The sequence below is a fragment of the Planktothrix pseudagardhii genome, assembly GCF_904830925.1.
Taxonomy (GTDB): domain Bacteria; phylum Cyanobacteriota; class Cyanobacteriia; order Cyanobacteriales; family Microcoleaceae; genus Planktothrix; species Planktothrix tepida.
In genome coordinates this window covers 5,124,707-5,148,452 of the sequence record NZ_LR882967.1, presented here as the reverse complement: position 1 = coordinate 5,148,452, position 23,746 = coordinate 5,124,707, and the positions used below count along the sequence as shown (strand labels likewise).

Sequence of the window (23,746 nt, the reverse complement as noted above, 5' to 3'; positions counted from 1 at the left end):
TCCCGTAGGAAAAATAATATGGTTCGTTTTCATAAAAAGTTATTTCCTCAATCCAAAAGTTCAATTACTCGTGAAACTCTGATAAAAATGGCGGTTAGAATTGCGTTTGTTATCTTGGGATCAACCGCCCTCAGTTATCTCCATTTAATGTCTATTTTAGAAACTCAAACTATCAAACAATTAGATAAATATATTGTAGAACGGGGACAACGGGAAAGCAATATTTTCACCTTAGCAGAAGATAACCATGCTGTCTTAGAACAGGAAATTAAACGCCGTTTAGAAGAATGGGAAGATTATGACCCTCAAGCAGAATTTGATCAACGATTTGTCCGTTCTCATGATGGAGTGATTCGCAATCAACCGGAAAAGTTTGATCGCAGCCGTCAAGCCGGAGTTTATATTGGCAAAAATGTTGAACTTACTCCCGAAATTCGTCGTCGCGTTCTCATATTTTATGATTTAGTTATTTCCTTTGGAATGGCTTGGAGAAGTCGCTTTCAAAATACCTATATTAATACACCTGAAAATATAGGAATTATGTATTGGCCGGAGGTGCCTTGGGCGGAAAATACAACATCAGATCTCTATATTCCAAATGAAGACTCTTTTTGGATTACCAACTCCCAACATAACCCAAGTCGTCAGACAGTTTGTACTGGACTTTCTTATGATCGCATTGCCAGAGATTGGACGATTTCCTGTGGAACTCCTGTTGATATTGCAGGTAAACAGGTAGCGACTATTGGTCATGATATTGTTTTAAATGAACTCCTAGAACGAACCTTACAAGACCGCCTCCCCGGAACTTATAATCTGATTTTTCGCTCCGATGGTCGTTTAATTGCCCATCCCGATAAAATGGATGAAATTAAGAATAAGCAGGGAAAATTTGAGATTACTCAATCTCAAGATTTGCATTTAATCCGAATTTTTGAGTTAGTCAAACATTTAGAATCAGGACAAGTTGTTGTAAAAAATGATCAAGATCAAGAATATTTAGCCGTTGCCAAACTGGAAACGCCTGATTGGTATTTTGTTACAGTATTTCCCAAATCTATTTTAGCAGAAGTTGCCTTTAAAAATGCTCGTTTTGTCCTGATTTTAGGAGGAATTTCTCTAATTTTTGAAATTGTGATATTATTATTTGTTTTGCGTCAACAAGTTGCTGAACCTTTAAGTCAACTGATGGTTGCAACGGAACAAATTGCGACGGGGGATTTTAATATTAATCTCGATATTAAACGCTCAGATGAATTAGGGCAATTAGCATCATCCTTTAATACAATGGCTGGGGAAGTTCAGGCGCGAGAAGTAAGACTCAAGCAAGCACAAATTGCTTTAAAACGAACCGATAAACTTAAGGATGAATTTTTAGCGAATACCTCCCATGAACTTCGCACGCCCTTAAATGGAATTATTGGGATTGCGGAATCGTTAATTGATGGCACAACAGGTCAGTTAACTTCGGCTACCTTATCTAATTTAAGAATGATTGTATCCAGTGGCAGAAGGTTAGCAAATTTAGTCAATGATATTTTAGATTTCTCTAAACTCAAACATAAAACCCTAGAACTTCAACTCAAACCCGTCGGGTTACGAGAAGTTGTCGAAGTCGTGATCACCCTGAGTCAACCCTTAATTGATCAAAAAAAATTACAGATTCACAATAAAATTTCACCCTTATTACCTGCGGTAATAGCGGATGAAAATCGCCTGCAACAAATTTTTCATAATTTAATTGGAAATGCTTTAAAATTCACCGATAGTGGTAAAATTGAAATTACCGCTCAGGCTATTTCTAATTCAGCATCACAACAGCTACAAATTACCGTTTCTGATACTGGAATTGGCATTCCAGAGGATAAATTAGAACGAATTTTTGAGTCCTTTGAACAAGCGGATGGTTCCACAGCTAGAATTTATGGCGGGACAGGATTAGGACTGGCGATTACCAAGCAATTAATTGAATTACAGGGCGGAGAAATTTGGGTAGAGTCAACACTCAATGAAGGGTCTCAATTTCATTTTACTTTACCCATAAGTCTGGATTTAGAAAGCCATTCTTCTAATACTTCTATCTTGAGTTTAAGAGATCATTTTTCTTCATCTGTGGTCATGAGTTCTGCTGTCTCAGTCTATTCTGAAGACAGGTTTACGGAGAGTGAAGAACAGGTAATTGAGGAAATTTCATCAACTTTGATTCAAGATCAACAACAAGTTTACAAAATTTTAGTGGTTGATGATGAACCTGTTAATCGTCAAGTTTTAGTCAATCATTTATCTTTATATCAATATGAAATTACAGAAGCTGCTTCAGGTTATGAAGCCTTGGATTTGCTTAGAAACGGTTTGAAACCAGATTTAATATTACTGGATGTGATGATGCCTCGAATGACGGGTTATGAAGTGACGCGCAAAGTTCGAGAAATTTGGCAACCGAATGAGTTACCCATTGTGTTACTCACAGCAAAAAATCAAGTCTCTGATCTCGTCATTGGTTTACAAGCAGGGGCAAATGATTATGTGACGAAACCTATTACAAAAAGTGAATTAATTGCCCGGATTACAACCCATTGTACTCAAGCAGCAACCTTCTTAGAAAATGCCCGTCTTTATTTAGAATTACAAGCTTCTGAAGCCAGAGAAAGAGAAAGATCCATGCAGCTTGAGCAATCTTTAGAACAACTCAAAAATGTTCAATTACAAATGATTCAAGCGGAAAAAATGGCGAGTATTGGTCAATTAGTCGCTGGAGTGGGTCATGAAATTAATAATCCAATTTCATTTATTTTAGGTAATATCAGTTATGCCGAAACGTCGGTTAAAGATTTAATTGATTTAATTCTTATTTATCAGGATAAATATCCTCAACCTTGTTTGGAAATTGTTGAGAAAATTGAGAAAATTGATTTATCTTACTTAATTGAAGATTTACCCCAGGTGATGGCTTCTTTAAAAATGGGAGCAGAACGAATTAGGCAAATTAGTATTGCTTTACGCACATTTTCTAGGAGAGATACAGATCAGAAAGTAGAATTTAATCTGCATGAAGGAATTGAAAGTACCCTGATGATTTTAAAACACCGACTTCAGGGGAATTCCAAGCGCCCGGAAATTACTATTATTAAAAATTATGGAGATTTACCCCCGATTAATTGCTATCCTGGACAACTGAATCAAGTATTTCTCAATCTTGTCGCCAATGCTATTGATGCGTTAGATGATGCGATGGAAGATCGAGCTTATCGAGAGCATTACAATTCTCCTCAAAAAATTAGTATCCACACAGAACTCTCTCAAGATGAACAATGGGCAATAATCCGAATTAAAGATAATGGTATGGGGATGATAGAATCAGTAAAACAAAAAATATTTGAGCATTTATTCACAACAAAACCTGTGGGGAAAGGAACAGGAATTGGTTTGTCAATTAGTCATCAAATTATTGTGGAGAAACACGGAGGTAAACTCAGTTGTGTTTCTTCTTGGGGAGAAGGTTCAGAGTTTATAATTGAAATTCCAGTCGAATAAAAATGAACGGGAATCTTAATTCACTTTTTCTAATAACGCTACTGCATAAGCTGCAATGCCTTCCTCACGACCAACGGGGCCTAATTTTTCATTAGTGGTTGCTTTGACACTAATTTGATCAAGATCTAAGTTTAATGTTGTAGTCAGCATATAGCACATGGCTTTAATATGAGGTTTTAATTTCGGACGTTCTGCAACAATTACAGAATCAATATTCCCCACTTTCCAACCTCGATCTAAAATTAATTGATTCACCTGTTTTAATAATACTAAACTATCTGCTCCTGCCCATTTCTCATCCGTTGGTGGGAAGTAATGCCCAATATCTCCTAAACTTAAAGCACCTAACATGGCATCCATAATGGCATGGGTTAAAACATCCGCATCACTATGTCCTAATAACCCTAATTCATGGCTAATTTTTATCCCGCCTAAAATTAACGGCCGTCCGGTAACTAATTTATGAATATCATACCCATTGCCAATGCGAATATTCATCAGATATTGTTTCCCATTAAAATCAACATAGTTTTTTATTTTACCATCAATTCGGATCAAGTTTTATAAATCGGAAATACTCAACTTTCTTAACATTGAGGTTTTTTTGTCTTGGTGGGCTTGCATTCGTCCTAAGACATCACAGAGGAATTGTAACGCTTTATCAATATAAGCTCCTTTATTTAACATCACACATTCTGCCCGACTTCCCATGGCTGCATCCGTCACTTCTGCACGAGATGGCATTCCTCCTTTTGCCATAGATTCTAACACCTGAGTTGCCCAAATAACCGGAATATGAGCGGCTTCACACAGCCATAAAATCTCTTCTTGAACTTCTGAAAGTCGTTCAAATCCTAATTCTACGCCTAAGTCTCCCCGTGCGACCATAACAGCCAGGGGAGGATGTTGCATGGCTGTTAATAACAATCGAGGAAGTTGATCAAAAGCTTGTTGATTTTCGATTTTTAAAATTATCCCTAAATGTTCTCCTCCGGCTCGTTTTAATTCTGTAATTAATTGTTCGATATCTTCAGGTTGCTGCACAAAAGAAAGTGCTACCATATCTCCAAATTGAGCAATAAATTCTAAATCTTGAATATCTTTTTCTGTTAAAGCCGGAAGATTTAACATGGTGTCAGGAAGATTAATTCCTTTTTCGCTTTTGAGTTTATTTTTACCATTGACAACGGATGTAATTTCAACTCGAAACTGATTTTCAAATACTTCTCGAATAATACCTGCTATTTTTCCATCATCAAAAAAGATCCGTTCCCCGATTTTAACATCTCGAAACACTTCAGGTAAACTACAACCGATACAAGCTGGTTGGATGAGATTTCCCTGTTCATCTAAAACCGCCGATTTTCCTAAAATTTCTCCTTGAATAATCAGGAGTGCATCGCCTTCAGCTAGGGTAATGGCTTGAGGTTGGGGCGAAATTTGAGTAACAGTATCTTTGGCGATTAATTTCTTCCCTCGATACAAAGATAATTTAGTATTAGAAACAAGATAAGTTGTTTTATCACTTTCACAAATACAAGTGGTTTTATTGACTTCGATTACGTTCAAAAATCGACGGCTTCCCCTGGTATCAGTCAAGCGAATTTGATCCTCAACTTTTGCCAGTTCTAGTAAATTTCCTTGAATCGGAATTACATTATTTTTATCGGGTAAGGTATGAGGTTGAGAAGTAAAATAAATTTTTTCCGGTTTAATAACTTGTCCTAAAACGTTGCGCGTCGGTTTGCATTTGATTAATTCTGGCCCAGGTTCAATCTGTTCTGTGCGTAATTTTGGCCCCGCTAAATCAAAGGAAATGCGGCAGGATTTCCCTAGTTGTCGTTGAGCAGCGCGTAAATTTAGGATCATTTTTTCCCAAGCTTCAGGATGATCATGGGCGCAATTAATTCGCATCACATTCATCCCTTGAGCTAATAAATTATAAATAATTTTAGGATCATGGGCGGCTTCACTGGGAATTGTTACCATGACGCGGGTGTTATGTTGTTTAGGACTAGGGCCTAATATGGCGACAGCGTTTTCTGCTAATAGGGCACTCCCGACCGCAAAGGTGATGGGGGCTTCCTGTTCTAAATCAGTGGGAATAGGGCGTTGATCTAAGCGATATAATGTGCCTAAAACAGCATCTAAAGATGCCATTACATGGGCTTCCATACGTCCTAAAGAACTTAATCCTAATCGAATTAATTCCCGTTGTAATTCCCGCAGATCATGACGACGGATGGCTAAATAGTGAACTAAATTATAGGCACTTTCTCGACAAGCTGGAGAGGTTTTTTGTAGTAAATCAGCTAATTCTTCTTCTAGGGATATGGCGGTTTGTCGGAGTTCGGTTACAGAACGAATCGCTCTTTCAATGGTAATCGCACGAGACAGTTCAGCAGATGTATATCGCTGTTGTGGTTTCATATCTTTAAGTAGACCTAAGTTAAGTCCAGGAAAAAGTTTTATTCTGGACTTAACTTTGATTTTAGAGTAAGAATCCTTCCTCGCGCAATCCCATTGTTAAAAAGCCTCAATAAACTTAAAAATTATTAGGAATCCGCAAGAAAAATTACCAGGGGAAATGTAGGGATATTTTGCTGAACTGGACGTTAGGATAAAATTTAAACTTAACTTAAACTGTTCTTAAACAATCTAGGCTATACCCGATGTTTAAAAACTCTGTGAAGATGAATGAATAGAAGGTGCAGAAACGGGATGGGACTGAGAAGCAGCAACACCAAAAAAAACAAATAAAATCAGGAATACGCTAACCACATAACTTAAACTGATCATCGCGTAGGAATTAGCCATACCATTGAGGAATTGTTTAATCAGCAAGAAATTGATGAGTAAGGTGTTCATGATTGTAACCTCCATTGTGGAATTTATGAATCGGTGATACTCAACCCGCAAAAGAGTTAGCACCCGGTTGATTTCATTGGGTGATGTTAGCGTTGTTCTATAGGGATGACTCTTTTGGAGGATGTTGCTTCTAATGCAAACTCATTCAGATCAAACTAGCAGGCATAGAAATTATAACAACTGCCACCAGGGCTTTTCAGGTTGTTTTTTGCAGCTATCTTACAAGCATTTACTTCTTGTCTGAGGAGTTGCAAATCTATAATACCACAATCACTGTTCAATGAAAAGTTAAATCGAGGATTATAATCCCGTAGTAGGATGGCTTATGCCCACCCCTAATCATATTGAAGAGTGAAAATAAGCCGTTTTTTCAGTTTTATTCAGACTTTAAAAAGGGTTCAAATGGGGGGACATTAACCCAAGTTCCGGTTTCATTGGATTCATGGGTTAAATCCATTAGCAATTGAGAATAAACCCCTTCTTTTAAGGAGGGTTCTAAACTTTTTCCTTGTTCAATTCCGCTTATCCATTGATTAATAACTCGCATTAAAGGCGCAATCCGACCATCAGGATAAATTTGAGGAAATTCTAATTGTTCAGGAATCGAAATTTCGCTTAAAGCTTCACCTTTCTTGCTTCCCCATAGCCGAAATCCATGTACATAATCTTGTTGATTATCACTTCCTAAAATTAAGGTTCCTTCACTGCCATAAACTTCTACCCAATGTCCTCGTCCTTGATAGGTGACAGAGCTTAAACAAACTTGACAAGGCGTGCCATCATTGAGTTCTAAAATTAAGGTACAAATATCATCCGCATCAACGGGTTTTAATTCCCCTCCCGCTTCAGGATCAGGACGTAAGGGAATGGTAGTATTGAGTTGCCCACAGAGGCGTTTAATTGAACCAAATAACCAGGAAATATAATCAAAACTATGGGAACCAATAGCGCCTAATACACCGCCTCCTTTGTCTTTTTGAGCATACCAATTCCAAGGACGGCTTTCATCGGCACGACTGGAGACTAACCAATCAATTTTGATCAATCTTTTTTGACCGACATAATTTTCGGTTAAGAGTTGGGCAAACTGTTGCCAAGGGGGAATAAACCGAAATTCAAAATCTAAGCTGGTTATACGGCCTTTAGATTCAGCAAGTTGATAGAGATATTTGGCTTCTTGAACTGTAAGTGTTGTCGGTTTTTCTAATAATAAATGTTTGCCAGCATTGAGGGCTTGTTTTGCCATTTCAAAATGTAAAAATGGGGGCGTTGAAATCGCCACTCCTTGGACTTCAGGTAAGGCAAAAATCTCATCAATGCTATTAAAAGCATAGGGAATATTATGGCTAGATGCGATCGCTTTTGCTTTTTCTAAATCTCGATGATAAACGGCTACAACTTCGGTTTTAGGATGGTCTTGAAAGGCAGGAATATGAACTTTTTTACCGAATCCTGTCCCAATTACAGCAATACCAACTTTTGTGTCTGTTGTCATGGTTTCTCCTGATGAAAATATCCGCAGTTTTAGATCGGCATTAAACGACATCTCTGTCTTGATTGAAATTAAAAATATTGTGATTATTTTAACATAAATAGGTATAATATCAACAAAGGTTGTTTTGATTAAAATAGCTAAAGGATGAAAGAATGGGTTATCGCACCTCTCAACTTTTGAGTATTGTTCAAGCTAATGTCAGGGTATTTGTATTTGCTTCAACAAATTTGTCAGGAGATGCGATCGCTTTAACTTTTGTTAATACTTTGTCCCAAATGACAAGATTTGCTTTAAATAATTAACCCCCTTTTATTGCTAAAATTTATCACCCTGGACGAGTTACTCTTTGGATAAACAATACAAAATGCTCCGAAAAATCAAACCCTATACCCGCTAAGATTACAAACGAGTCTTAATTTTATTTTCTACCCATGCTATTACTTTTTCTCCTAAAGAAACGTTATCTAATAAATCAATTTCTCGAATTCCCGTCGGACTGGTAACATTCACTTCTGTTAAATAGCCTCCAATCACATCAATTCCGACAAAATATAAGCCATCTGCAATTAATTTAGGGGCTAATTTCTGACAAATTTCATACTCTCGATCTGTAATTTCTGTTTTAGCGACTCGTCCGCCCACAGCCATATTTCCTCTAAATTCTTGACCTGTGGGAATGCGATTAACTGCACCAATGGCTTCTCCATCTAATAGAATAATTCGCTTATCTCCGTCTTTAGCTTCGGGTAAAAATCGTTGAATCATCACTGGATATAACCCTTGTTGAGTGCTAATTTCAATTAAAGAATTGAGATTGCGATCGCTAGGTTCTAAAAATAAAATTCCTTCTCCTGCTTTTCCACCTAATGGTTTCAAAACTGCGGCACTTTCTTGTTCAACAAATTCTCGAATGACCCGTTTATCTCGACTCACAATCGTTGTCGGGATACAATCTTTAAATTGCAGCGCATACATTTTTTCATTCGCTGTTCTTAACCCATGAGGTGAATTAATCACCAAAGTTTTTTCAGAGTTAATATAATCTAAAAGATAGGTAGCATAGAGATAGGGAATTGTTACAGGGGGATCGGTTCGCATAAACACCGCATCCATATTTTCTAAAGGTTGAAGGGTCGGTTGCTCAATAGAAAACCAAATTTCACCGACAACCCAACGACCTTGATCCCTAACAATGGGGGTGAGGCGAACTGGCGTTAAAAGTGCCCAGGTTTGACCCTCAATCACATTTAATTGATGCACTTGTGTCACCCAGATTTCATGTCCTAAAACTTGCGCGGCTTCCATTAAAGCAACGCTGGTATCATGGCTGGGATTTAATTTTTCGATTGGGTCAATGATGAAGGCAAATTTCATCGAAAAAATTGGTTTTGAAACCCCGTCCTTTAGCGAAGCGGAGGACGGCTTTACAAAATCTTCTAAGTAACAATCAACCCGTTAGAACGGCGAATTAACTGTACTTTACTAGAAGCAATCTGCCCTAACCGTTTCCAGTTAGCATCGCTGACAGATACTTGTCTTTCGGTGTCTCCTGACACATAACCAACACCCTTGGGAGATTTAACCAAATCACCCTTGCGAAAACCATGACGAGTTGTAGAACCTCCATACTTCCGACGCACTCCATTTAAAGCCGGAAGCATTAAGTGAAGTTGGCGACGAGAAAAAGGGGGTCTGCGAATCACTCGGAATTCAGAAGTGGTAATCACAACATCACCAAACCAATTAGCACCATCAGTTTTTGCTGTATGATATTGGCGATATTCAACAAACGCTGTTGCAGCAATCGCTACACCATCAACTGCATGAGTGTTGAATTCCGGCTTGGATTTGTCTGTTTTGTTCTTGGTTAGCCCCAAGTATTTACGAGTTGATGCCGTTTGATCACCTTCAATCTTAACTACGGGGGCTAACTTTTCTAGTTGGCTACACATCCATTTTTGCCCAACCATAACAGGTGAAAAACCTTTACCCGATTTAGCTTGTTTACGCCCACTGGTTAAATCAACATCAGCTTTGACATATTCGTATCTAATTTCTGCAACTGGGTAAATCTTGAATAATTCGGAAACTATTCTCAATTCCAATTGACGATTAGCACGAATTGAGGGAGCCAGTTTACCTTGGCGACGATTATTAAAGCGTTTTTGGCGATGGTTGCGTTTTGAGAACTCAACCTTGCGGTTAATTCTTCTTCCTCTGCGACCTCGACGCATTAATCGTCTTGCATCCATGCGTTCACGGACTGTCTGAAATGGCAAAATCAGATGAGCCGTATACAGTGTAAACTTAGCTGATTGAACACCAATCCCAGAGAATTTCTTGCCCGGATCAATTCCAATCACAATATTTTGGGTTGTGTATCCACTCGGTTTAACTAACAGTTGAACATAAAATTGCCCACAGTCTGAGTAGCGTTTAACTGCTTTTCCTGACTCAATCCACTTCCTCGCTCTTGCTGGTGTGGTTGGCATCAATGGCTTGTTGTTTTGATCGACTACTGGTATTCGCATTTTGGTATAACCCAATTTCTTGTTTCAGTCTCTTGGCTCAACTCAATTAAGATGTCTTGGCTTTACCCAACACCTGAACCAATCCGGTTTAGATTTTGTCCGAACTAGAGAAGTATTCGGACGTCTGTACCCAATTGAGTCTCCATGAGCTATTCACTGCTTGCGTTGCCTAAATTGGTTTAAGCAATCCCCGCACTTTTAGGGCGGGGTTAGTGAACTTTATTCACAGTTAACGGTTAACAAATTAAACAGACGTTAAAACAGAAGACAAATTTTAGATCCTGACCTTTGAAACCTTCCTTTCATCCATTGAAACTGTCAAAGTGACAGGATTTAGAATAAAATTAAACCAGCAAAGGATCAAGTTTTCCTTAATTATATTCATTTAAGTTCAGCGAAATGTCAACTTCTTTAACTGTAAATGCACCTCAACCTCGGATTTCAGTTCCCACCTCTAATCCCGATAATCCGGCTTATCTTGTACAACCTGGAATGGGGTTAGATGGTGTTGTTAAAATTCAAGAAATTAATGGTCATAGTTGTAGCGGATCATTGCTAACAACTGGACGTCATATTTTAACCGTTGCCCATTGTGTCACAGATGAATTCGGACAAGCTGATTATAGTTCTCCTTCAGAATATACGGTTTATTTTAATTTACCCTCTGGGACAGTCTCGATTCCCGTTTCTCAAATTTATATTCATCCCGATTGGACTTCTGATACTAATTATAACAATGATATTGCTATTTTAGAACTTTCTCAACCTGCACCTGAAGCCGCGAATCGCTATGAAATTTATACCGGGGCTGATGAAGTGGGACAGATTATGCAAAAAGTAGGCTATGGTGTTCCAGCAACGGGAAATTCTGGAGAAGCCGATTATTCTGATTTAGTTCCAACTAAACGAATGGGGCAAAATCGTTATGAAGCTTCTGGCGAATTATTTAATAGTTATCCTTATTATTATAGTAACCAACCCGGAAAACAATTAGTTTATGATTTTGATAATGGCTTACCCCAAAATGATGCCTTTGGGCAAGAATTTGGCATTAACGATTTAGGATTAGGATTATCAGAAGTTAATATTAGCCCTGGAGATTCAGGGGGGCCAGCCTTTATTAATGGAAAAATTGCGGGTTTGACCTCTAATGGTTTTAGGTCAGCAACACCGGGTATTGATGTTACTAATGCCTTAGATGATAGCTTTGGAGAATATGCTTCTGATACGAGGGTTTCAGTTTATGCAGATTGGATTAATCAAATTATTAATCCTTCTCCCTATAGTGGTAATGATAATATTGTTGGTACGATTAATAATGATTTTCTCTATGGATATCAAGGGAATGATACCCTCAACGGTTTAGGGGGGGATGATCATTTATTTGGGGGAAAAGGGGGAGATAATCTTTATGCAGACGAGGGAAATGATCTTGTTTATGGAAATTTAGAGTTTGATATTCTCTGGGGGGGTTTGGGAAATGATTTTTTAGCAGGAGGTCAAGATTTTGACTATCTCTATGGAGAAGAAGGAAATGATACCTTAACAGGAGATCAAGGCAGTGACTATTTAACCGGAGGAAGTGGCTCTGATCTTTTTATTTTGTCTTTAGCAACGGCAAATTCAGATCAATTGTTAGCAGATACTATTGATGATTTTGAACCCAGTTTTGTTGATAAGATTGGCTTAACAGAAGGTCTAACAGAAGCCAATTTAACCTTAGAACTTTCGACCAATTTCTATTCTAACTTACCTGAAACGGTCATTCGGGTCACAAGCTCAAATCAAATTTTAGGGGTAGTTTCTAATATTTCTCCTGAACAACTTCAAGGTCGTTTTATTTCTGTTTAACAACGGATAAAACTTAGAAATTTATTTTCTAGCCCAACCATTAATTGTAAATCGACTATCCGCAAATTGTTTAGACGGACAATAAACGGGTAAAACTTCGTGCATTAAACCGCTATAAAAAAAGATAATGCGATTATTCAAAGGTTCGATGGTTTTAAAATTTTCTAATTTTGAGTAAGCATCTTCACCGTGCCAATGGGTATCATAAATTAATAATTCTCCTCCGGTAAAAGCTTTGGGTTCTCGATAGAAATAATAAACATAAGTTAACGTTCGAGTTGCATCTCTTTCTGAACCATTATCATTATGAATGCGGAAATAGTGGCCGTGATTATGGGCGGTGAGTTGAGCATCAATATGAGTAATCGCAAAAGGAGGAATATTCAGGTGTTCTAAAGCTTTCCAAAACACAGCCCTAACTCGGTTGAGAATAATATCAGCAAATTCTGGAGAATAATACAACACTAAAGAATTTCGATGTTCGGGATAATCAGCCGTGTTTGTTGCGGGGCCAGTTAATTCATAGTTTCCTTCTTGTTTAATCGCATAATCGAGAAGAGTTTGATGTTCTTCTGGAGATAAAAAATTATCAATTTGCCAATAGTTAATATTAAAAAGTTCAGCTTTCGGTGTCGGGGGAAGGGAAGGAGATTGAGTTTTAATAAAAATTGGAGGTTCGGTGATCACCCCCACTAAAGAATCACTGGAAAACCATAAGGCTTGCTGCTGTCCATTGACCGGAATTTGAAACAATTTAGGCGGTTCATCTCGATTTTGTTCTGTTCGATGAACCACTGCATTTAATAAATTTAAGAGTAAAGGAGAATTAGAGGGTAACGTGATCCCATATTGATAGCCACCGAGAAGCAGTAACGTCACCTGAATGTCTTGAATAGTCGGTGTGAGTGTTGGGTTGTGCATAAATTCCTGAAGCCACTGGAAAAGTTGATGTTGATTTTAACTTGAATCCTATACGGCTGATGATCACTTCAAAAATTTTATAGGAACAGAACCCCAGTTTCTTCAAGAAACCGGGTTTCTGCGTATGTGAGCAAAGAATGTTGGGGGTGATCGCAACTTATTAGACGCTAAGGTGACAGTATCTTGATGGCTCCCTAGCAGTAGTAATGTAACTTGAACGTCTCCAAGGTCAAGGGAATTTTAGAAAGAAACGAGGCAATTGTCAACCGGGAACCACCGTAATTTTACGGAGAATTCTTTTTAAGATTAAACGCTTAAAATTCCGAATAATTACTGAGTTATTTCTAGGTAAAATCTGTTACCATAAAGCAAAACAATTAAATAGTTATTGATTGCGATCTACCCAGATCATCGATTTTAATTCACAACTTTAGGGTTTAAAAGTTCTATGCTTAGACAGTCTGACGTAGCCCGAATTTTAGGAGTTTCCCATCAGCGAGTCTCTCAATTAAGATTGAGACACCGCATTGAGTTTGCTTGGGATGAGGACTTAAGAACGTGGGTGACAACACCCGAAGAAGTGGAACGCTTCTTAGAATGTCGAGCCAAGCGTTCTGCTCTGGTTTATCATCAGGAACCCTCCTTATCTATAGTGCGTAGCACTAGAGAATAGGGAATAGAGAATAGGGAATAAGTTGGCTAAATTTAGACGTGTCAACCACTGTTTAAGTTTGTTTTCAGGCGGTGGAGGACTGTACTTCTAACAGCAGGGTAGGATTTTGTCTAAACTCTTGTTTTAAAGGGAGTTCAATAACAAATTCTGTGCCTTTTCCTAATTCTGAATAGCAGGTTAATTTACCCTGATGTTTGGCAATAATTTGATAACTAATAGCTAATCCTAAACCCGTTCCTTTTCCAACGGGTTTTGTCGTAAAAAAGGGTTCAAATAAACGATGTTTGACTCGATCTGTCATCCCAGCGCCATTGTCAGTAATGCGGATCACTACTCGATTCATGTCATTTAATTCGGTGTGAATCCGAATGGTTGGGGTTGTGGAAGAAATCTGCCATCCCACCGCCGGGGAATTCAAGCACTGGGGAGGATGAATAAACTTAGATTCTCCTTCTAATAACGCATCAATGGCATTACTGAGAACATTCATAAAAACTTGATTCAACTGACCGGGATAACATTCGGTTTTCGGTAAGTTACCATATTCTTTAATCACTTGAATGGAGGGATTTCGTTTTTCCCTAGGGCTACCTGCTTGGGGGCGAAGCCGATGTTGTAAAATTAATAAAGTATTCTCCAACCCATCATGAATATTCACAGGTTTCATGTCTGCTTCATCCAAGCGAGAAAAATTCCGTAGGGAGAGAACAATTTCTCGAATACGGTTGGCTCCGACTTCCATAGAAGATAAAATTTTAGGTAAATCATCGAGGATAAAATTTAACTCAATGGTTTCTTGATGTTGTAGAATTTCAGCATCGGGTTGGGGATAATACTGTTGATACAGAGCGATTAATTCTAATAAGTCTTGGATATATTGACTGGCATAGGTAATATTGCCATAAATAAACGTAATGGGGTTATTAATTTCATGGGCAATTCCGGCGACTAATTGACCTAAACTGGATAATTTTTCGGTTTGAATCAGTTGCGCTTGTGCTTGTCCTAATTCTCTTAAAGTCAGTTCTAATTGTTGCGCTTTAGCGCGTTCTCTAGCTTCTGATTGGCGTAGAGCTTCTTCTGTTTTTTTGCGATCGCTAATATCTTTAACGGTTCCCGTCATGCGGATGGGTTGTTGTTGCTCATCGTGCACCACAACTTTACCATGATTGAGAATCCATTTCCATTCCCCAGCATGGCTTAACATTCGATGTTCCATTTCACAAAATGGGGTTTCTCCGGCTAAATGTTGTTTCAGAACAGCAATTACGGATTCTCGATCATCAGGATGAACTAACTTTAACCAAGAACGAGCTTTTCCTTGAATTTTGTTGCTGTCATACCCCAACATCGAACTCCATTGGGGACTAAAATAAACCTCTCCACTGACTAAATTCCAATCCCATAATCCTTGATCGGTTCCGGCTAACGCTAATTTTAACCGTTCTTCACTGGCTTTCAAAGCTTCCGATGCTTGGCGTTTTTCAGTAATATCAAAAATAGCACCATTTAACCAACAAGTTGATTCTTCATCGGTCACAATAACTTGTCCTTTTTCATAAACCCAGCGAATGGTTCCATCAACTCCAATTAAGCGATATTCTAAAATGTAAGGCTGTCGAGATTCTAAACTGACCCGAATCTTACGCTTGACTTTATCTACATCATCGGCATGAATAATACTATTAAAAGAGCGGACTCGATTTTGAATAAAATCACTGGGGGGATATCCCGTAATCGTTTCAATCCCTTGACTGAGAAACACCATCATCCGGTCTTCTTCTAAGATTCCCCGATAGACTGCACCGGGAATATTAGAGACTAAGGAACGAAATTCTCCTTGACGTTCGCGTAATGTTCGTTCAATTTGTTTGCGATCGCTAATATCTCGTGCAAAGGCACATTGATATTCTTTTCCATTAAAATTGAGATGACTAATCGTAATTTCAACCGGAAAAACTCGGTTATGTTTGGTACGATGGCGAGCTTCAATATTCAAAGATCCACAACGCCTTAAAATTTTCCAATGTAATGACCAAGAGGATTCAGGAAAATCAGGATTAATATTATGAATGGTCAACTTTAATAATTCTTCAGGTGCATAACCCAGAGATCGACAAGCAGCATCATTCACATATAAAATTTGTCCGTCTTCTCCCACCCAAAAAATCGCATCGGCGGCTTTATCAATGGAAAATTTAGTTAGTTTCAGGACTTCTTCTAGGGGTTCCTGGAGATTTAATTTAATGGGAAAAGTTGTATCTAATCTAAATAAGTAAGAGAAATTGGCTCGAAGTTTATCTAATTTTGAAGAGCTTTGAGAAGAAATAATTTGATGATGGCAACTTTCACAACTATTGAAAAATTCAACCGATGGGGTAGGTGGGAAAATCCCCGTGGCGGATTGAGTCAGTAGGAGAATCAATCTCCCGACGCTCCCCAAAAACAGAACTGTAAACACAGCTTGACTGATAGCGAGGGCATTATGGGTGGGATAGAATTCTCGCAACAGATAGATCAGATGAAGTGTTCCATTGGCGATTAAACCCAAGATTAACAATGTTCCCAGGGACAATTGAGGTTGAGCGGTCGAAGGCTTGAAGGAAAACCTGGTTAAAACTCGACGCACCCAGGACGTTGATTCTACCGTTGGGGATGTCTGTAATTCTGAACCTCTGAGTTGACGATAAATCAGCCACCCCGCTAAGGCGTACTGAGCTATAATCATCAGCCCTTCTGTACCCAGAATAGAGGATTGTAAGGGAATATTACTGATGGCATTGGGATAACAGAGGGGTGCAAATCCCTCTAAAATAATGGTATTTTCAAAAAAGGCTTTAAAAAATTCAAACATTCGCTTTAAATTGCCGATGATTTTAGAGAGGGCAATAGCAGAGTTAATAGACTTTTTGGAGAAAAAGCCCTGATCTTGATTGTGTACCACCCTGAATCTGCGGACTCTGTTATTCTGGCTTTATTGTAAGAAATTATTTAACGTTACTCTACAAATTAATACAAGTTGTTATACTTTTATGGAGTTATTTAAAGTTTTCTATCATTTTATCTCAATTTATCCACCTAAATCCCCCTTAAAGAGGGAGACTTAGAAGGGTGATTCCCCAAAAAAAAGGGGGGGTTCAGGAGATGATCTAATTTAAGACCCAGTTGACTAACATTCGCACGCCATAACCTGTTGCTCCGGCAGTATTATAACCGTTGTCTTTCTCCGTCCAAACCGGGCCAGCGACATCTAAATGAGCCCAGGGGGTTTTTTCCACAAATTGTTTCAGGAATAAGGCGGCTGTGATCGAACCCCCAGCCCTTGGCCCGGTATTTTTCATGTCGGCGTGCATGGCTTTTAACCCTTCAAAATATTTCTCTTCTAAGGGCATTCGCCAAAGTTTTTCGCCGGATGTTTTGGCGGCGGTTTCTAACTCTTGAGCTAACCCATCATCAGGACTCCATAACCCCGCAATATCATCCCCTAACGCAATAATACAAGCGCCTGTTAAGGTGGCTAAATCAATCATGGCATCCACCCCTAATTTGTCTGCAAAAACCAGGGCATCCGCTAAGGTTAATCGTCCTTCTGCATCGGTATTATTAACTTCAATAGTTTTACCATTAGAAGCTTTGAGAAAATCTCCAGGGTGCATGGCGTGACCACTAATCATATTTTCGGTCACGGCGCTAATAAAATGCACTTCCACATCGGGTTTTAATTGACCAATCACTTTAGCTGCGCCAAAGGTAGCTGCCGCTCCTCCCATATCCATTTTCATCATTTCAATACCACTGCCACTCACTTTCAGATTCAACCCTCCAGAATCAAAGGTTAATCCTTTACCAATAATGGCTAATTTGCGGCGGGGCGTTCCTGTAGGACGGTAGATTAAATGAATAAATTTAGGCGGTAAATCCGAAGCTTGGGCAACCCCTAAAAAAGCTCCCATTCCTAATTTTTCACAGTCTTCTTTTTCCAGAATCTTGAGTTCAAACCCGTAGGTTTCAGCGAGATTTTTTGCCATATCTGCCATTGTAATCGGGTTAATTTCGTTAGCAGGAGCAGCGACTAATTCCCGTGCTAAAATGACACCGGAACAGATATTTTGAGCGCGAGTAATGGCGGCTTCAGTTCCCGGTAAACTCAATAATTCAATTTGTTCAATTCCATGCCCTTTTTGATCGGGGTCTGATTTAAAACGGGTATCTTGATGTAAGGCTAATTCAATGCCTTCTGTTATGGCTTGGGTGCTCGCATCAGCGCTTTCACAAACGGGTAAACTCACGCCAACCGTTTTACATTTCAGGGATTTTGCCGCCTTAGCAAGGGATGCCCCCGCCCGACGCAAGGTTTCTAAGTTTAAGGTGTCTGACTTCCCTAAACCCACGATAATCACTTTGCGAATCGGGCTATTTCCACCGACGCGAGTGGAGATACTGCTATCCGGTTTACCCTTAAATTCAGTCTCCTCAATTAATTCTTTTAAAGTTCCAGCGAGTTTTTCATCTAACTGGGCTAACTCGCCTGTTAATTCGATGTTTTCTTCAAATATACCAACGGCCAGAACATCGCCTGACCAATCCAAGGGGGATGTGTTCGTTGCTATAAATTGCATTCTCGTTTTTTGTCTTGATTTGACTTGACTATAAAAAACTATAAACCTTTTTTGGCTGTCAAGGTTCAAGAACGATTCAAAAACATTAATTTTATAATCAATTTAATCTAATCAAGATCAAAGAATGAACCGACTTTTTACTTACCTATACCCTCAAGCGTTTTTCACTTCCAAGCCAATTCAGGAAATTGCTTTTGAAACGTTTTCTCTTCCTTACTACAACCAAGTTCGACATACCCTTGCACAATCCCTTCGCGACTACCCAGTTTTATCCTTGAGAAAAGCACAAGTTGTTGATTATCTCAGGGTTCATACCCATCATTATCTACGAAAGTTAGCTCTCAAAGCGCGTGATCAACCCTTAGACGAGATCAGTCTATCCTTACCTGAATTAAGTATTGAATGCCGAGGATTGGAATACGCGATACCGGGTTATCTTTATGGCTTAGGAGGAATGTTAGAAGCCATTGACCAAATGAAACGAGGAATTGTTGAGCGTGCCTATTGTTTTAGTATGGTGGGTCATCATGCTCATCCAGATTGGGGACATGGTTATTGTCTTCTTAATCCTCTGGCTGCTGCAACTCGATATGCTCAACTTCAGGGATTTGCCAAAATACTAATCATTGATTGGGATATTCATCATGGAGATGGAACTCAGGCAATTTTTAGTCATGATCCCAGTGTTTATTGTATTAGTATTCACAATGCTGTCGATCTTTATATGGCGAAAGCTTCCGATTTGAAAGTGGGAACAACGGATGCTGCTCAAGTCGTTGGACACTGTAATATTCCGATTATTCCTGCATCTTTTCCCATTGAAGTTTTACAAGAAGAAGGGATTACAGGAACGTTTTATTATGGTTATGAAAGTCTGAATGAGTTTCAAAAAGCGTTGGAAAAAATGCCTTGGCAACCGAATCTAATTGCTATTTTTTCCGGTTATGATTCCCATCAAGAAGATTGTGGTGCAAGTACGACAGGTTGGACAAATGATGACTTCTGTAAACTGACTCAAATTACGCTAGATTTTGCCAATAAACATGAATGTCCAGTTCTGTCCTGTCATGGGGGTGGCTATAATTTACCCGTCACCGTTTCAGCCGCACTTTCTCATCTCAAAACATTAGCAACTTACGTTGGACGTGCGGTTATTTAAAGTTATTAGTATTGTTTTTAGGATTTTCTAGCAAGATGGGCTTTACCCATCCTACGAGCTTATTGTTTCCAGGTTTCGTGCCAGATTTTTCCCCCCACTTCCACACCACACAGGTCGCTGGTGGCTTCCAAAATCATACGGTTTTTAGCTGTTAATTGCAAGTGAATTTTTCCGTGCATGGTATCTCGACAGCGAAAGATTAATCCTTGTTCTGTTGGTGCTCTTAATAACGTTCCAGGGTGATCCGTTGTTGCGATTAATGACACTTCATACTGTTCATTTTTAGCATTCATCACCCATTTTCCCCAAGGTTCAATTTCCCAATGTACCTCGGAATTCCAAGGCACAAATTCATAAAATTTGCCTTGATAATGAATCCCGACCAAAGCAACGGATTCAGACCACCATAACACCCCCCGTTGTCCACCTCCTGCGGTTAAGGCTAAATCCGGTTCTCCATCAAAACTATTACAATTGACCCAAAACCATTGTTTCGGAAAACTACCTCCCCAATTTTTTTCGCTGTAAGCGGGAGCCTTTTCAAACTCATAAATTCTCCCATTCCAATTAATCCAACCTGTTGCTAAACCATGAGCCATTAAAATTTGCCATCCGGGTTCAAAAATTTGTAAAAAAGATAACCATCCGGCCGTTGATTGTTGGGGTTGATTAGGATTTCCCCATCCATAAATCGGTTGAATTTGATATTGCCAATGACAAAATTGATTTGTAGCGGGCTCAGATAATTTTCCTTGATGAAAGGTGGCGGTTCCTTGATAGCCTTGGTGAATATAACGCTCAAAAATTTGGGGTTCTAAATATCCGGGGGAGGCGGTTAAATCGGTTTTTCCCCAATGTCCTAATGCTAGTTGATCGGAAGTTGCCCAAAATTTTTTAACATCAGGAAAGGTTCGACATAAATATTGATCATCTGGCCCTAAAATTTGCGCGGCTCCCCCACTATGGGGTTGATTTCCTCTCGGATCTTCGATAGAATACATAAAGGCAAACGTTTGTTTTTCCGGGGGTAAGGTCACTCGATAATACCACCCTTCAAAAAAACGGCGATCGCTTCCATCCCAATGATATCCACTATGGGGCGTTTGTAAAGAATTCAATTGACGAGTCAAATTAAACATCAATAATCCTACACCAATAAACGATCAAGACCTATTAAAATTATAGAGTAGGGAACAGGGAACAGGGAACAGGGAACAGGGAAAAAATAACCGCAGTATTAGTATTTTAGGGTATTTCTATACCTAAATTAGGGCTTTGAGTGCTATCCTTAAATCATGAATAAAAATCAAAATCGTAGTGAGTCCTAAAGGACTCTCTTCCCTATCTTAAATCTTAAATTAAGAAAGCCCTGAAGGGCTTACTACAGGTTATGAATGATATTCCAGGTTGGCGTTTATCTTTAACAAGTGCATTACACCGAAATCGCCATTTAGTTTATTCCCGTTATTTCCAATTAGCCACGGTTGGTTTAGAAGGTCGTCCCGCAAATAGAACGGTTGTTTTTCGGGGGTTTTTACCGGAAACAAATCAACTGCAAATAATTACGGATAGTCGCAGTCAAAAAGTTAATCAAATTCAGAATCATTCTTGGGGAGAAGTTTGTTGGTATTTTCCAGAAACCCGTGAGCAATTTCGCCTGTTAGGTGAATTAAAATTGATTTCCGATAGTTATCCTGATTTAACGTTAACCACCGCTAGAACAACCCTTTGGCAATTTTTATCAAATGCGGCGAAACAACAATTTTACTGGCCAGATTCTCGCCAACCTCGTTCAGAATCTACCGCTTTTCACCCCCTAGCCATTATTCCCCTTGAACCTCCGTCTAATTTTATTTTATTATTACTTGAACCCCAGGAAGTTGATCATTTAGAACTCCAAGGAGAACCTCAAAATCGAACGTTTTATTATTATGATTCTGAACAAGGTTGGTTAGCAGAAATTGTTAATCCCTAAACAGGCTGTTAACAGTCAACAGTCAACAGCCAACCTTTGATCTCAATTTCCTCTGGAGGCTTTAACATTGGGTACAGCAGAGCCATAATTGACTCGACACCCCAAATTAAATAAACTGGAACTACATTCTAGGGGAACAACCTGATCTCCTAATAATGCACTACAGCTAACATAATTATCATTATTTGTATCTTTCAAAACACATTCAATGGGTTTTGCACCCGAACTATTTGTCCACATTTTCATTCCCAATTCGGCGACATAATGTTGATAAAAGAAAGCAAAAATTCCAATTCCTAACAGCACAATTGCCCCTAAGGTAATTCTGACTTTCCAACTACTCAGAATATTCCCCAAAAACCCTTTGATACTGTCCATGATTGATGCAGTCATCGGGGTTGCTGTATCTACAGGTTGATTCTCTGTCATAGTATCGTTCCTCTAAAATAAGGGCTGCTGAGGTTAAATCCGGTTTAAGTTTAACGCTCAGGGTCTTACTTTCGTATTTTAACTGACTTTATCGAAGTTCAGACTGGATTTACACCAATAGGTATAGGGATTTTTAGGGACATCCCATTAATATACCAATACTATTCGGCTTTAATTTTATCTAATAATTGATAAAAAGGTTGCCAATTATCCTCAACGGTAATCGGTTCCCAAATTGCCTCAATTTCAGGACGAACAATCACCACTTGAGGATTATAGTCTTTTAACCGTTGTTTGATTTCATCTAGTTCAGGATAGGATAAAGTTTGTAAATGATGATAATACAGTTGTCGCCAACGATCTAAATGCTGCATGGGTTCAGCCTCTTTTAAAATATTTTGAGGTTCGTCTTGCCACTGATCACAAAACTGTTCTCGCAGTTGAATAAAAAAGTCATGATAATGAATGAGATTATCTTTGAGTAAATTAATCGTAATTTGCAAAAGTTCTTCCGCTTCCGGTGTAGGAATTTGAGAAAATCCTAAACGATTAATCATCCGTTGACGATAGAAATCTCGATAATAGGATTGAAATGGCTCTAACCCGGCTTGAAGTGCTTCTGAAGGAATCACTAAAGATAACGGTTTTTGTAATAGCTCTAAGTTTCCTTCACAAACAAAGGGTTGATTTCCATAACAATATAATCCCCCATAATCAAAATAGGCGGCGGTAAATCGGAGGTTATAGTGAGGCATAAAGGCGTAGGGGCCATAATCAAAACTTTCCCCCGTAATGGACAGATTATCGGTATTTAAAACCCCATGACAGAACCCAGAAGCCATCCATTGTGCGGCTAATTCTGCGACTCGTTTCACTAATTCGGCGTAAAATAAACCATAGCGATCGCGTTCTGATTTTAAATTAGAATAATAATAGCTAATGACATGATCTAACAATTTTTCGATTAGATCTGGGCGTTTAAAATAGTGTAGTCGTTCAAAGGTTCCGAAGCGAATATGAGAGCGACTAAACCTCACCATCACGGATGATCGAGTCGGGGAAGGTTCATCTCCTCGCCACAGTTGTTCCCCGGTTTCAATTAAACTTAAACATCGAGAAGTTCTTACCTTCATGCGATGTAACATTTCAGCCGCTAAAACTTCCCGCACTCCCCCTTTTAAGGTTAGTCTTCCGTCGGCATTTCTGGAGTAGGGCGTTCTTCCCGATCCCTTTGTTCCAAAATCATATAATTCCCCATCAATTCCCCGCACTTGACCATATAAAAACCCCCGCCCATCTCCCAAATAGGGGTTATATTCTCCAAATTGATAACCGTGATAGCGCATGGCTAATAACGGTTGCACGGTTTCAAATTTGCCAAAGGCTTCGATACAATGCTCGTCTGTAACGGTTTCCGGGTTAAGTCCTAACTGGGTTAAAACTGCATCATTACGGAACCGCAGGATATGGAGCGGAAACTCACTCGCTGCTACAACATCGGAATAGTCACCGCCTAACGCCTCAAATGCGGGTTCATAGTCGAGGTGCAGGAACGGATTAGACATAGAATCGCCAATGATAACTTATTGACAATATTAGCCTAATTTTCAAACCCTGTCAATTTCTTATGTTTAAAAATCTTAAATTCCCTATCAGATATCCAGGGATAAATGCTATTATTTTTCAGGAAT

Annotated in this window: 18 protein-coding genes; 6 read left to right on the top strand and 12 right to left on the bottom strand. The window is 39.0% G+C overall.

Translation table 11 applies throughout. The features are described from left to right. Nucleotides 1-18 precede the first annotated feature (18 nt). Nucleotides 19-3,534 (top strand): ATP-binding protein, encoded by a 3,516-nt coding sequence (locus NMK36_RS22205; protein ID WP_254174633.1) that lies wholly within the window; start codon nucleotides 19-21, stop codon nucleotides 3,532-3,534. Between the two features lie 15 nt (nucleotides 3,535-3,549). Here NMK36_RS22205 and ispF read toward each other — a convergent pair whose 3' ends face one another. The 4 genes from ispF to NMK36_RS22185 all read right to left on the bottom strand — a co-directional run bounded on the left by ispF (nucleotide 3,550) and on the right by NMK36_RS22185 (nucleotide 7,897). Further along, complete coding sequence (ispF, locus tag NMK36_RS22200) at nucleotides 3,550-4,032, bottom strand: 2-C-methyl-D-erythritol 2,4-cyclodiphosphate synthase (protein ID WP_254174632.1); 483 nt, start codon at nucleotides 4,030-4,032, stop codon at nucleotides 3,550-3,552. Between the two features lie 63 nt (nucleotides 4,033-4,095). Next, nucleotides 4,096-5,964 (bottom strand): pyruvate kinase, encoded by a 1,869-nt coding sequence (locus NMK36_RS22195; protein ID WP_254174631.1) that lies wholly within the window; start codon nucleotides 5,962-5,964, stop codon nucleotides 4,096-4,098. A gap of 246 nt (nucleotides 5,965-6,210) precedes the next feature. Continuing rightward, nucleotides 6,211-6,402: a hypothetical protein gene (locus NMK36_RS22190; RefSeq protein WP_072718425.1), complete on the bottom strand. Its 192-nt coding sequence runs from the start codon at nucleotides 6,400-6,402 to the stop codon at nucleotides 6,211-6,213. Between the two features lie 376 nt (nucleotides 6,403-6,778). Continuing rightward, on the bottom strand, nucleotides 6,779-7,897 hold the full coding sequence (locus tag NMK36_RS22185; RefSeq protein WP_072718426.1) for a Gfo/Idh/MocA family protein: 1,119 nt from the start codon (nucleotides 7,895-7,897) through the stop codon (nucleotides 6,779-6,781). 152 nt (nucleotides 7,898-8,049) lie between these two features. Here NMK36_RS22185 and NMK36_RS22180 point away from each other — a divergent pair, with 152 nt between their 5' ends. Further along, nucleotides 8,050-8,199 (top strand): hypothetical protein, encoded by a 150-nt coding sequence (locus NMK36_RS22180; RefSeq protein WP_186440315.1) that lies wholly within the window; start codon nucleotides 8,050-8,052, stop codon nucleotides 8,197-8,199. A 97-nt stretch (nucleotides 8,200-8,296) separates the two neighbouring features. Here the strand turns inward: NMK36_RS22180 and gshB are convergent, their stop codons facing one another. Next, a complete protein-coding gene (gene gshB, locus NMK36_RS22175) occupies nucleotides 8,297-9,271 on the bottom strand; it encodes a glutathione synthase (protein ID WP_254174630.1) in 975 nt (324 codons plus the stop codon). A gap of 62 nt (nucleotides 9,272-9,333) precedes the next feature. Continuing rightward, entirely contained in the window at nucleotides 9,334-10,428 is a 1,095-nt protein-coding gene (locus tag NMK36_RS22170) for an RRXRR domain-containing protein (RefSeq protein ID WP_254174629.1), read from the bottom strand. A 399-nt stretch (nucleotides 10,429-10,827) separates the two neighbouring features. Here NMK36_RS22170 and NMK36_RS22165 point away from each other — a divergent pair, with 399 nt between their 5' ends. Then, entirely contained in the window at nucleotides 10,828-12,279 is a 1,452-nt protein-coding gene (locus tag NMK36_RS22165; protein ID WP_254174628.1) for a trypsin-like serine protease, read from the top strand. 21 nt (nucleotides 12,280-12,300) lie between these two features. Here NMK36_RS22165 and NMK36_RS22160 read toward each other — a convergent pair whose 3' ends face one another. After that, the gene (locus tag NMK36_RS22160) at nucleotides 12,301-13,200 is read right to left on the bottom strand and encodes a 2OG-Fe(II) oxygenase (protein ID WP_072718429.1); all 900 of its coding nucleotides are present in this window, start codon (nucleotides 13,198-13,200) and stop codon (nucleotides 12,301-12,303) included. 448 nt (nucleotides 13,201-13,648) lie between these two features. Between NMK36_RS22160 and NMK36_RS22155 the strand changes: the two genes are divergently transcribed. After that, nucleotides 13,649-13,873, top strand: coding sequence for a hypothetical protein (locus tag NMK36_RS22155; protein WP_072718430.1), 225 nt, complete (start codon nucleotides 13,649-13,651; stop codon nucleotides 13,871-13,873). 64 nt (nucleotides 13,874-13,937) lie between these two features. Here the strand turns inward: NMK36_RS22155 and NMK36_RS22150 are convergent, their stop codons facing one another. Together NMK36_RS22150 and NMK36_RS22145 are read right to left on the bottom strand one after the other, a co-directional pair. Continuing rightward, complete coding sequence (locus tag NMK36_RS22150; protein ID WP_072718431.1) at nucleotides 13,938-16,817, bottom strand: PAS domain-containing protein; 2,880 nt, start codon at nucleotides 16,815-16,817, stop codon at nucleotides 13,938-13,940. A 205-nt stretch (nucleotides 16,818-17,022) separates the two neighbouring features. Further along, nucleotides 17,023-18,492 (bottom strand): leucyl aminopeptidase, encoded by a 1,470-nt coding sequence (locus tag NMK36_RS22145; RefSeq protein WP_254174627.1) that lies wholly within the window; start codon nucleotides 18,490-18,492, stop codon nucleotides 17,023-17,025. Nucleotides 18,493-18,616: 124 nt separating this feature from the next. Here NMK36_RS22145 and NMK36_RS22140 point away from each other — a divergent pair, with 124 nt between their 5' ends. Beyond that, nucleotides 18,617-19,651: a histone deacetylase family protein gene (locus NMK36_RS22140; protein ID WP_254174626.1), complete on the top strand. Its 1,035-nt coding sequence runs from the start codon at nucleotides 18,617-18,619 to the stop codon at nucleotides 19,649-19,651. A gap of 59 nt (nucleotides 19,652-19,710) precedes the next feature. Here NMK36_RS22140 and NMK36_RS22135 read toward each other — a convergent pair whose 3' ends face one another. Next, on the bottom strand, nucleotides 19,711-20,790 hold the full coding sequence (locus NMK36_RS22135) for a tocopherol cyclase family protein (RefSeq protein WP_254174625.1): 1,080 nt from the start codon (nucleotides 20,788-20,790) through the stop codon (nucleotides 19,711-19,713). 251 nt (nucleotides 20,791-21,041) lie between these two features. Between NMK36_RS22135 and NMK36_RS22130 the strand changes: the two genes are divergently transcribed. Continuing rightward, nucleotides 21,042-21,626: an Npun_F5749 family FMN-dependent PPOX-type flavoprotein gene (locus NMK36_RS22130; RefSeq protein ID WP_072718435.1), complete on the top strand. Its 585-nt coding sequence runs from the start codon at nucleotides 21,042-21,044 to the stop codon at nucleotides 21,624-21,626. A gap of 42 nt (nucleotides 21,627-21,668) precedes the next feature. Here the strand turns inward: NMK36_RS22130 and NMK36_RS22125 are convergent, their stop codons facing one another. Further along, complete coding sequence (locus NMK36_RS22125; protein WP_072718436.1) at nucleotides 21,669-22,055, bottom strand: hypothetical protein; 387 nt, start codon at nucleotides 22,053-22,055, stop codon at nucleotides 21,669-21,671. A 161-nt stretch (nucleotides 22,056-22,216) separates the two neighbouring features. Further along, nucleotides 22,217-23,620 carry a protein adenylyltransferase SelO gene (locus tag NMK36_RS22120; RefSeq protein ID WP_254174624.1) on the bottom strand — a complete coding sequence of 468 codons (1,404 nt, stop codon included), beginning with the start codon at nucleotides 23,618-23,620 and terminating at the stop codon, nucleotides 22,217-22,219. Nucleotides 23,621-23,746: the final 126 nt, after the last annotated feature.

Bases quoted from the DNA above. Each gene is read 5' to 3' on its own strand.
- NMK36_RS22205 (WP_254174633.1), top strand. From the start codon at position 19: ATGGTTCGTTTTCATAAAAAGTTATTTCCTCAATCCAAAAGTTCAATT.
- ispF (WP_254174632.1), bottom strand. From the start codon at position 4,032: ATGAATATTCGCATTGGCAATGGGTATGATATTCATAAATTAGTTACC.
- NMK36_RS22195 (WP_254174631.1), bottom strand. From the start codon at position 5,964: ATGAAACCACAACAGCGATATACATCTGCTGAACTGTCTCGTGCGATT.
- NMK36_RS22190 (WP_072718425.1), bottom strand. From the start codon at position 6,402: ATGAACACCTTACTCATCAATTTCTTGCTGATTAAACAATTCCTCAAT.
- NMK36_RS22185 (WP_072718426.1), bottom strand. From the start codon at position 7,897: ATGACAACAGACACAAAAGTTGGTATTGCTGTAATTGGGACAGGATTC.
- NMK36_RS22180 (WP_186440315.1), top strand. From the start codon at position 8,050: ATGGGTTATCGCACCTCTCAACTTTTGAGTATTGTTCAAGCTAATGTC.
- gshB (WP_254174630.1), bottom strand. From the start codon at position 9,271: ATGAAATTTGCCTTCATCATTGACCCAATCGAAAAATTAAATCCCAGC.
- NMK36_RS22170 (WP_254174629.1), bottom strand. From the start codon at position 10,428: ATGCGAATACCAGTAGTCGATCAAAACAACAAGCCATTGATGCCAACC.
- NMK36_RS22165 (WP_254174628.1), top strand. From the start codon at position 10,828: ATGTCAACTTCTTTAACTGTAAATGCACCTCAACCTCGGATTTCAGTT.
- NMK36_RS22160 (WP_072718429.1), bottom strand. From the start codon at position 13,200: ATGCACAACCCAACACTCACACCGACTATTCAAGACATTCAGGTGACG.
- NMK36_RS22155 (WP_072718430.1), top strand. From the start codon at position 13,649: ATGCTTAGACAGTCTGACGTAGCCCGAATTTTAGGAGTTTCCCATCAG.
- NMK36_RS22145 (WP_254174627.1), bottom strand. From the start codon at position 18,492: ATGCAATTTATAGCAACGAACACATCCCCCTTGGATTGGTCAGGCGAT.
- NMK36_RS22140 (WP_254174626.1), top strand. From the start codon at position 18,617: ATGAACCGACTTTTTACTTACCTATACCCTCAAGCGTTTTTCACTTCC.
- NMK36_RS22135 (WP_254174625.1), bottom strand. From the start codon at position 20,790: ATGTTTAATTTGACTCGTCAATTGAATTCTTTACAAACGCCCCATAGT.
- NMK36_RS22130 (WP_072718435.1), top strand. From the start codon at position 21,042: ATGAATGATATTCCAGGTTGGCGTTTATCTTTAACAAGTGCATTACAC.
- NMK36_RS22125 (WP_072718436.1), bottom strand. From the start codon at position 22,055: ATGACAGAGAATCAACCTGTAGATACAGCAACCCCGATGACTGCATCA.
- NMK36_RS22120 (WP_254174624.1), bottom strand. From the start codon at position 23,620: ATGTCTAATCCGTTCCTGCACCTCGACTATGAACCCGCATTTGAGGCG.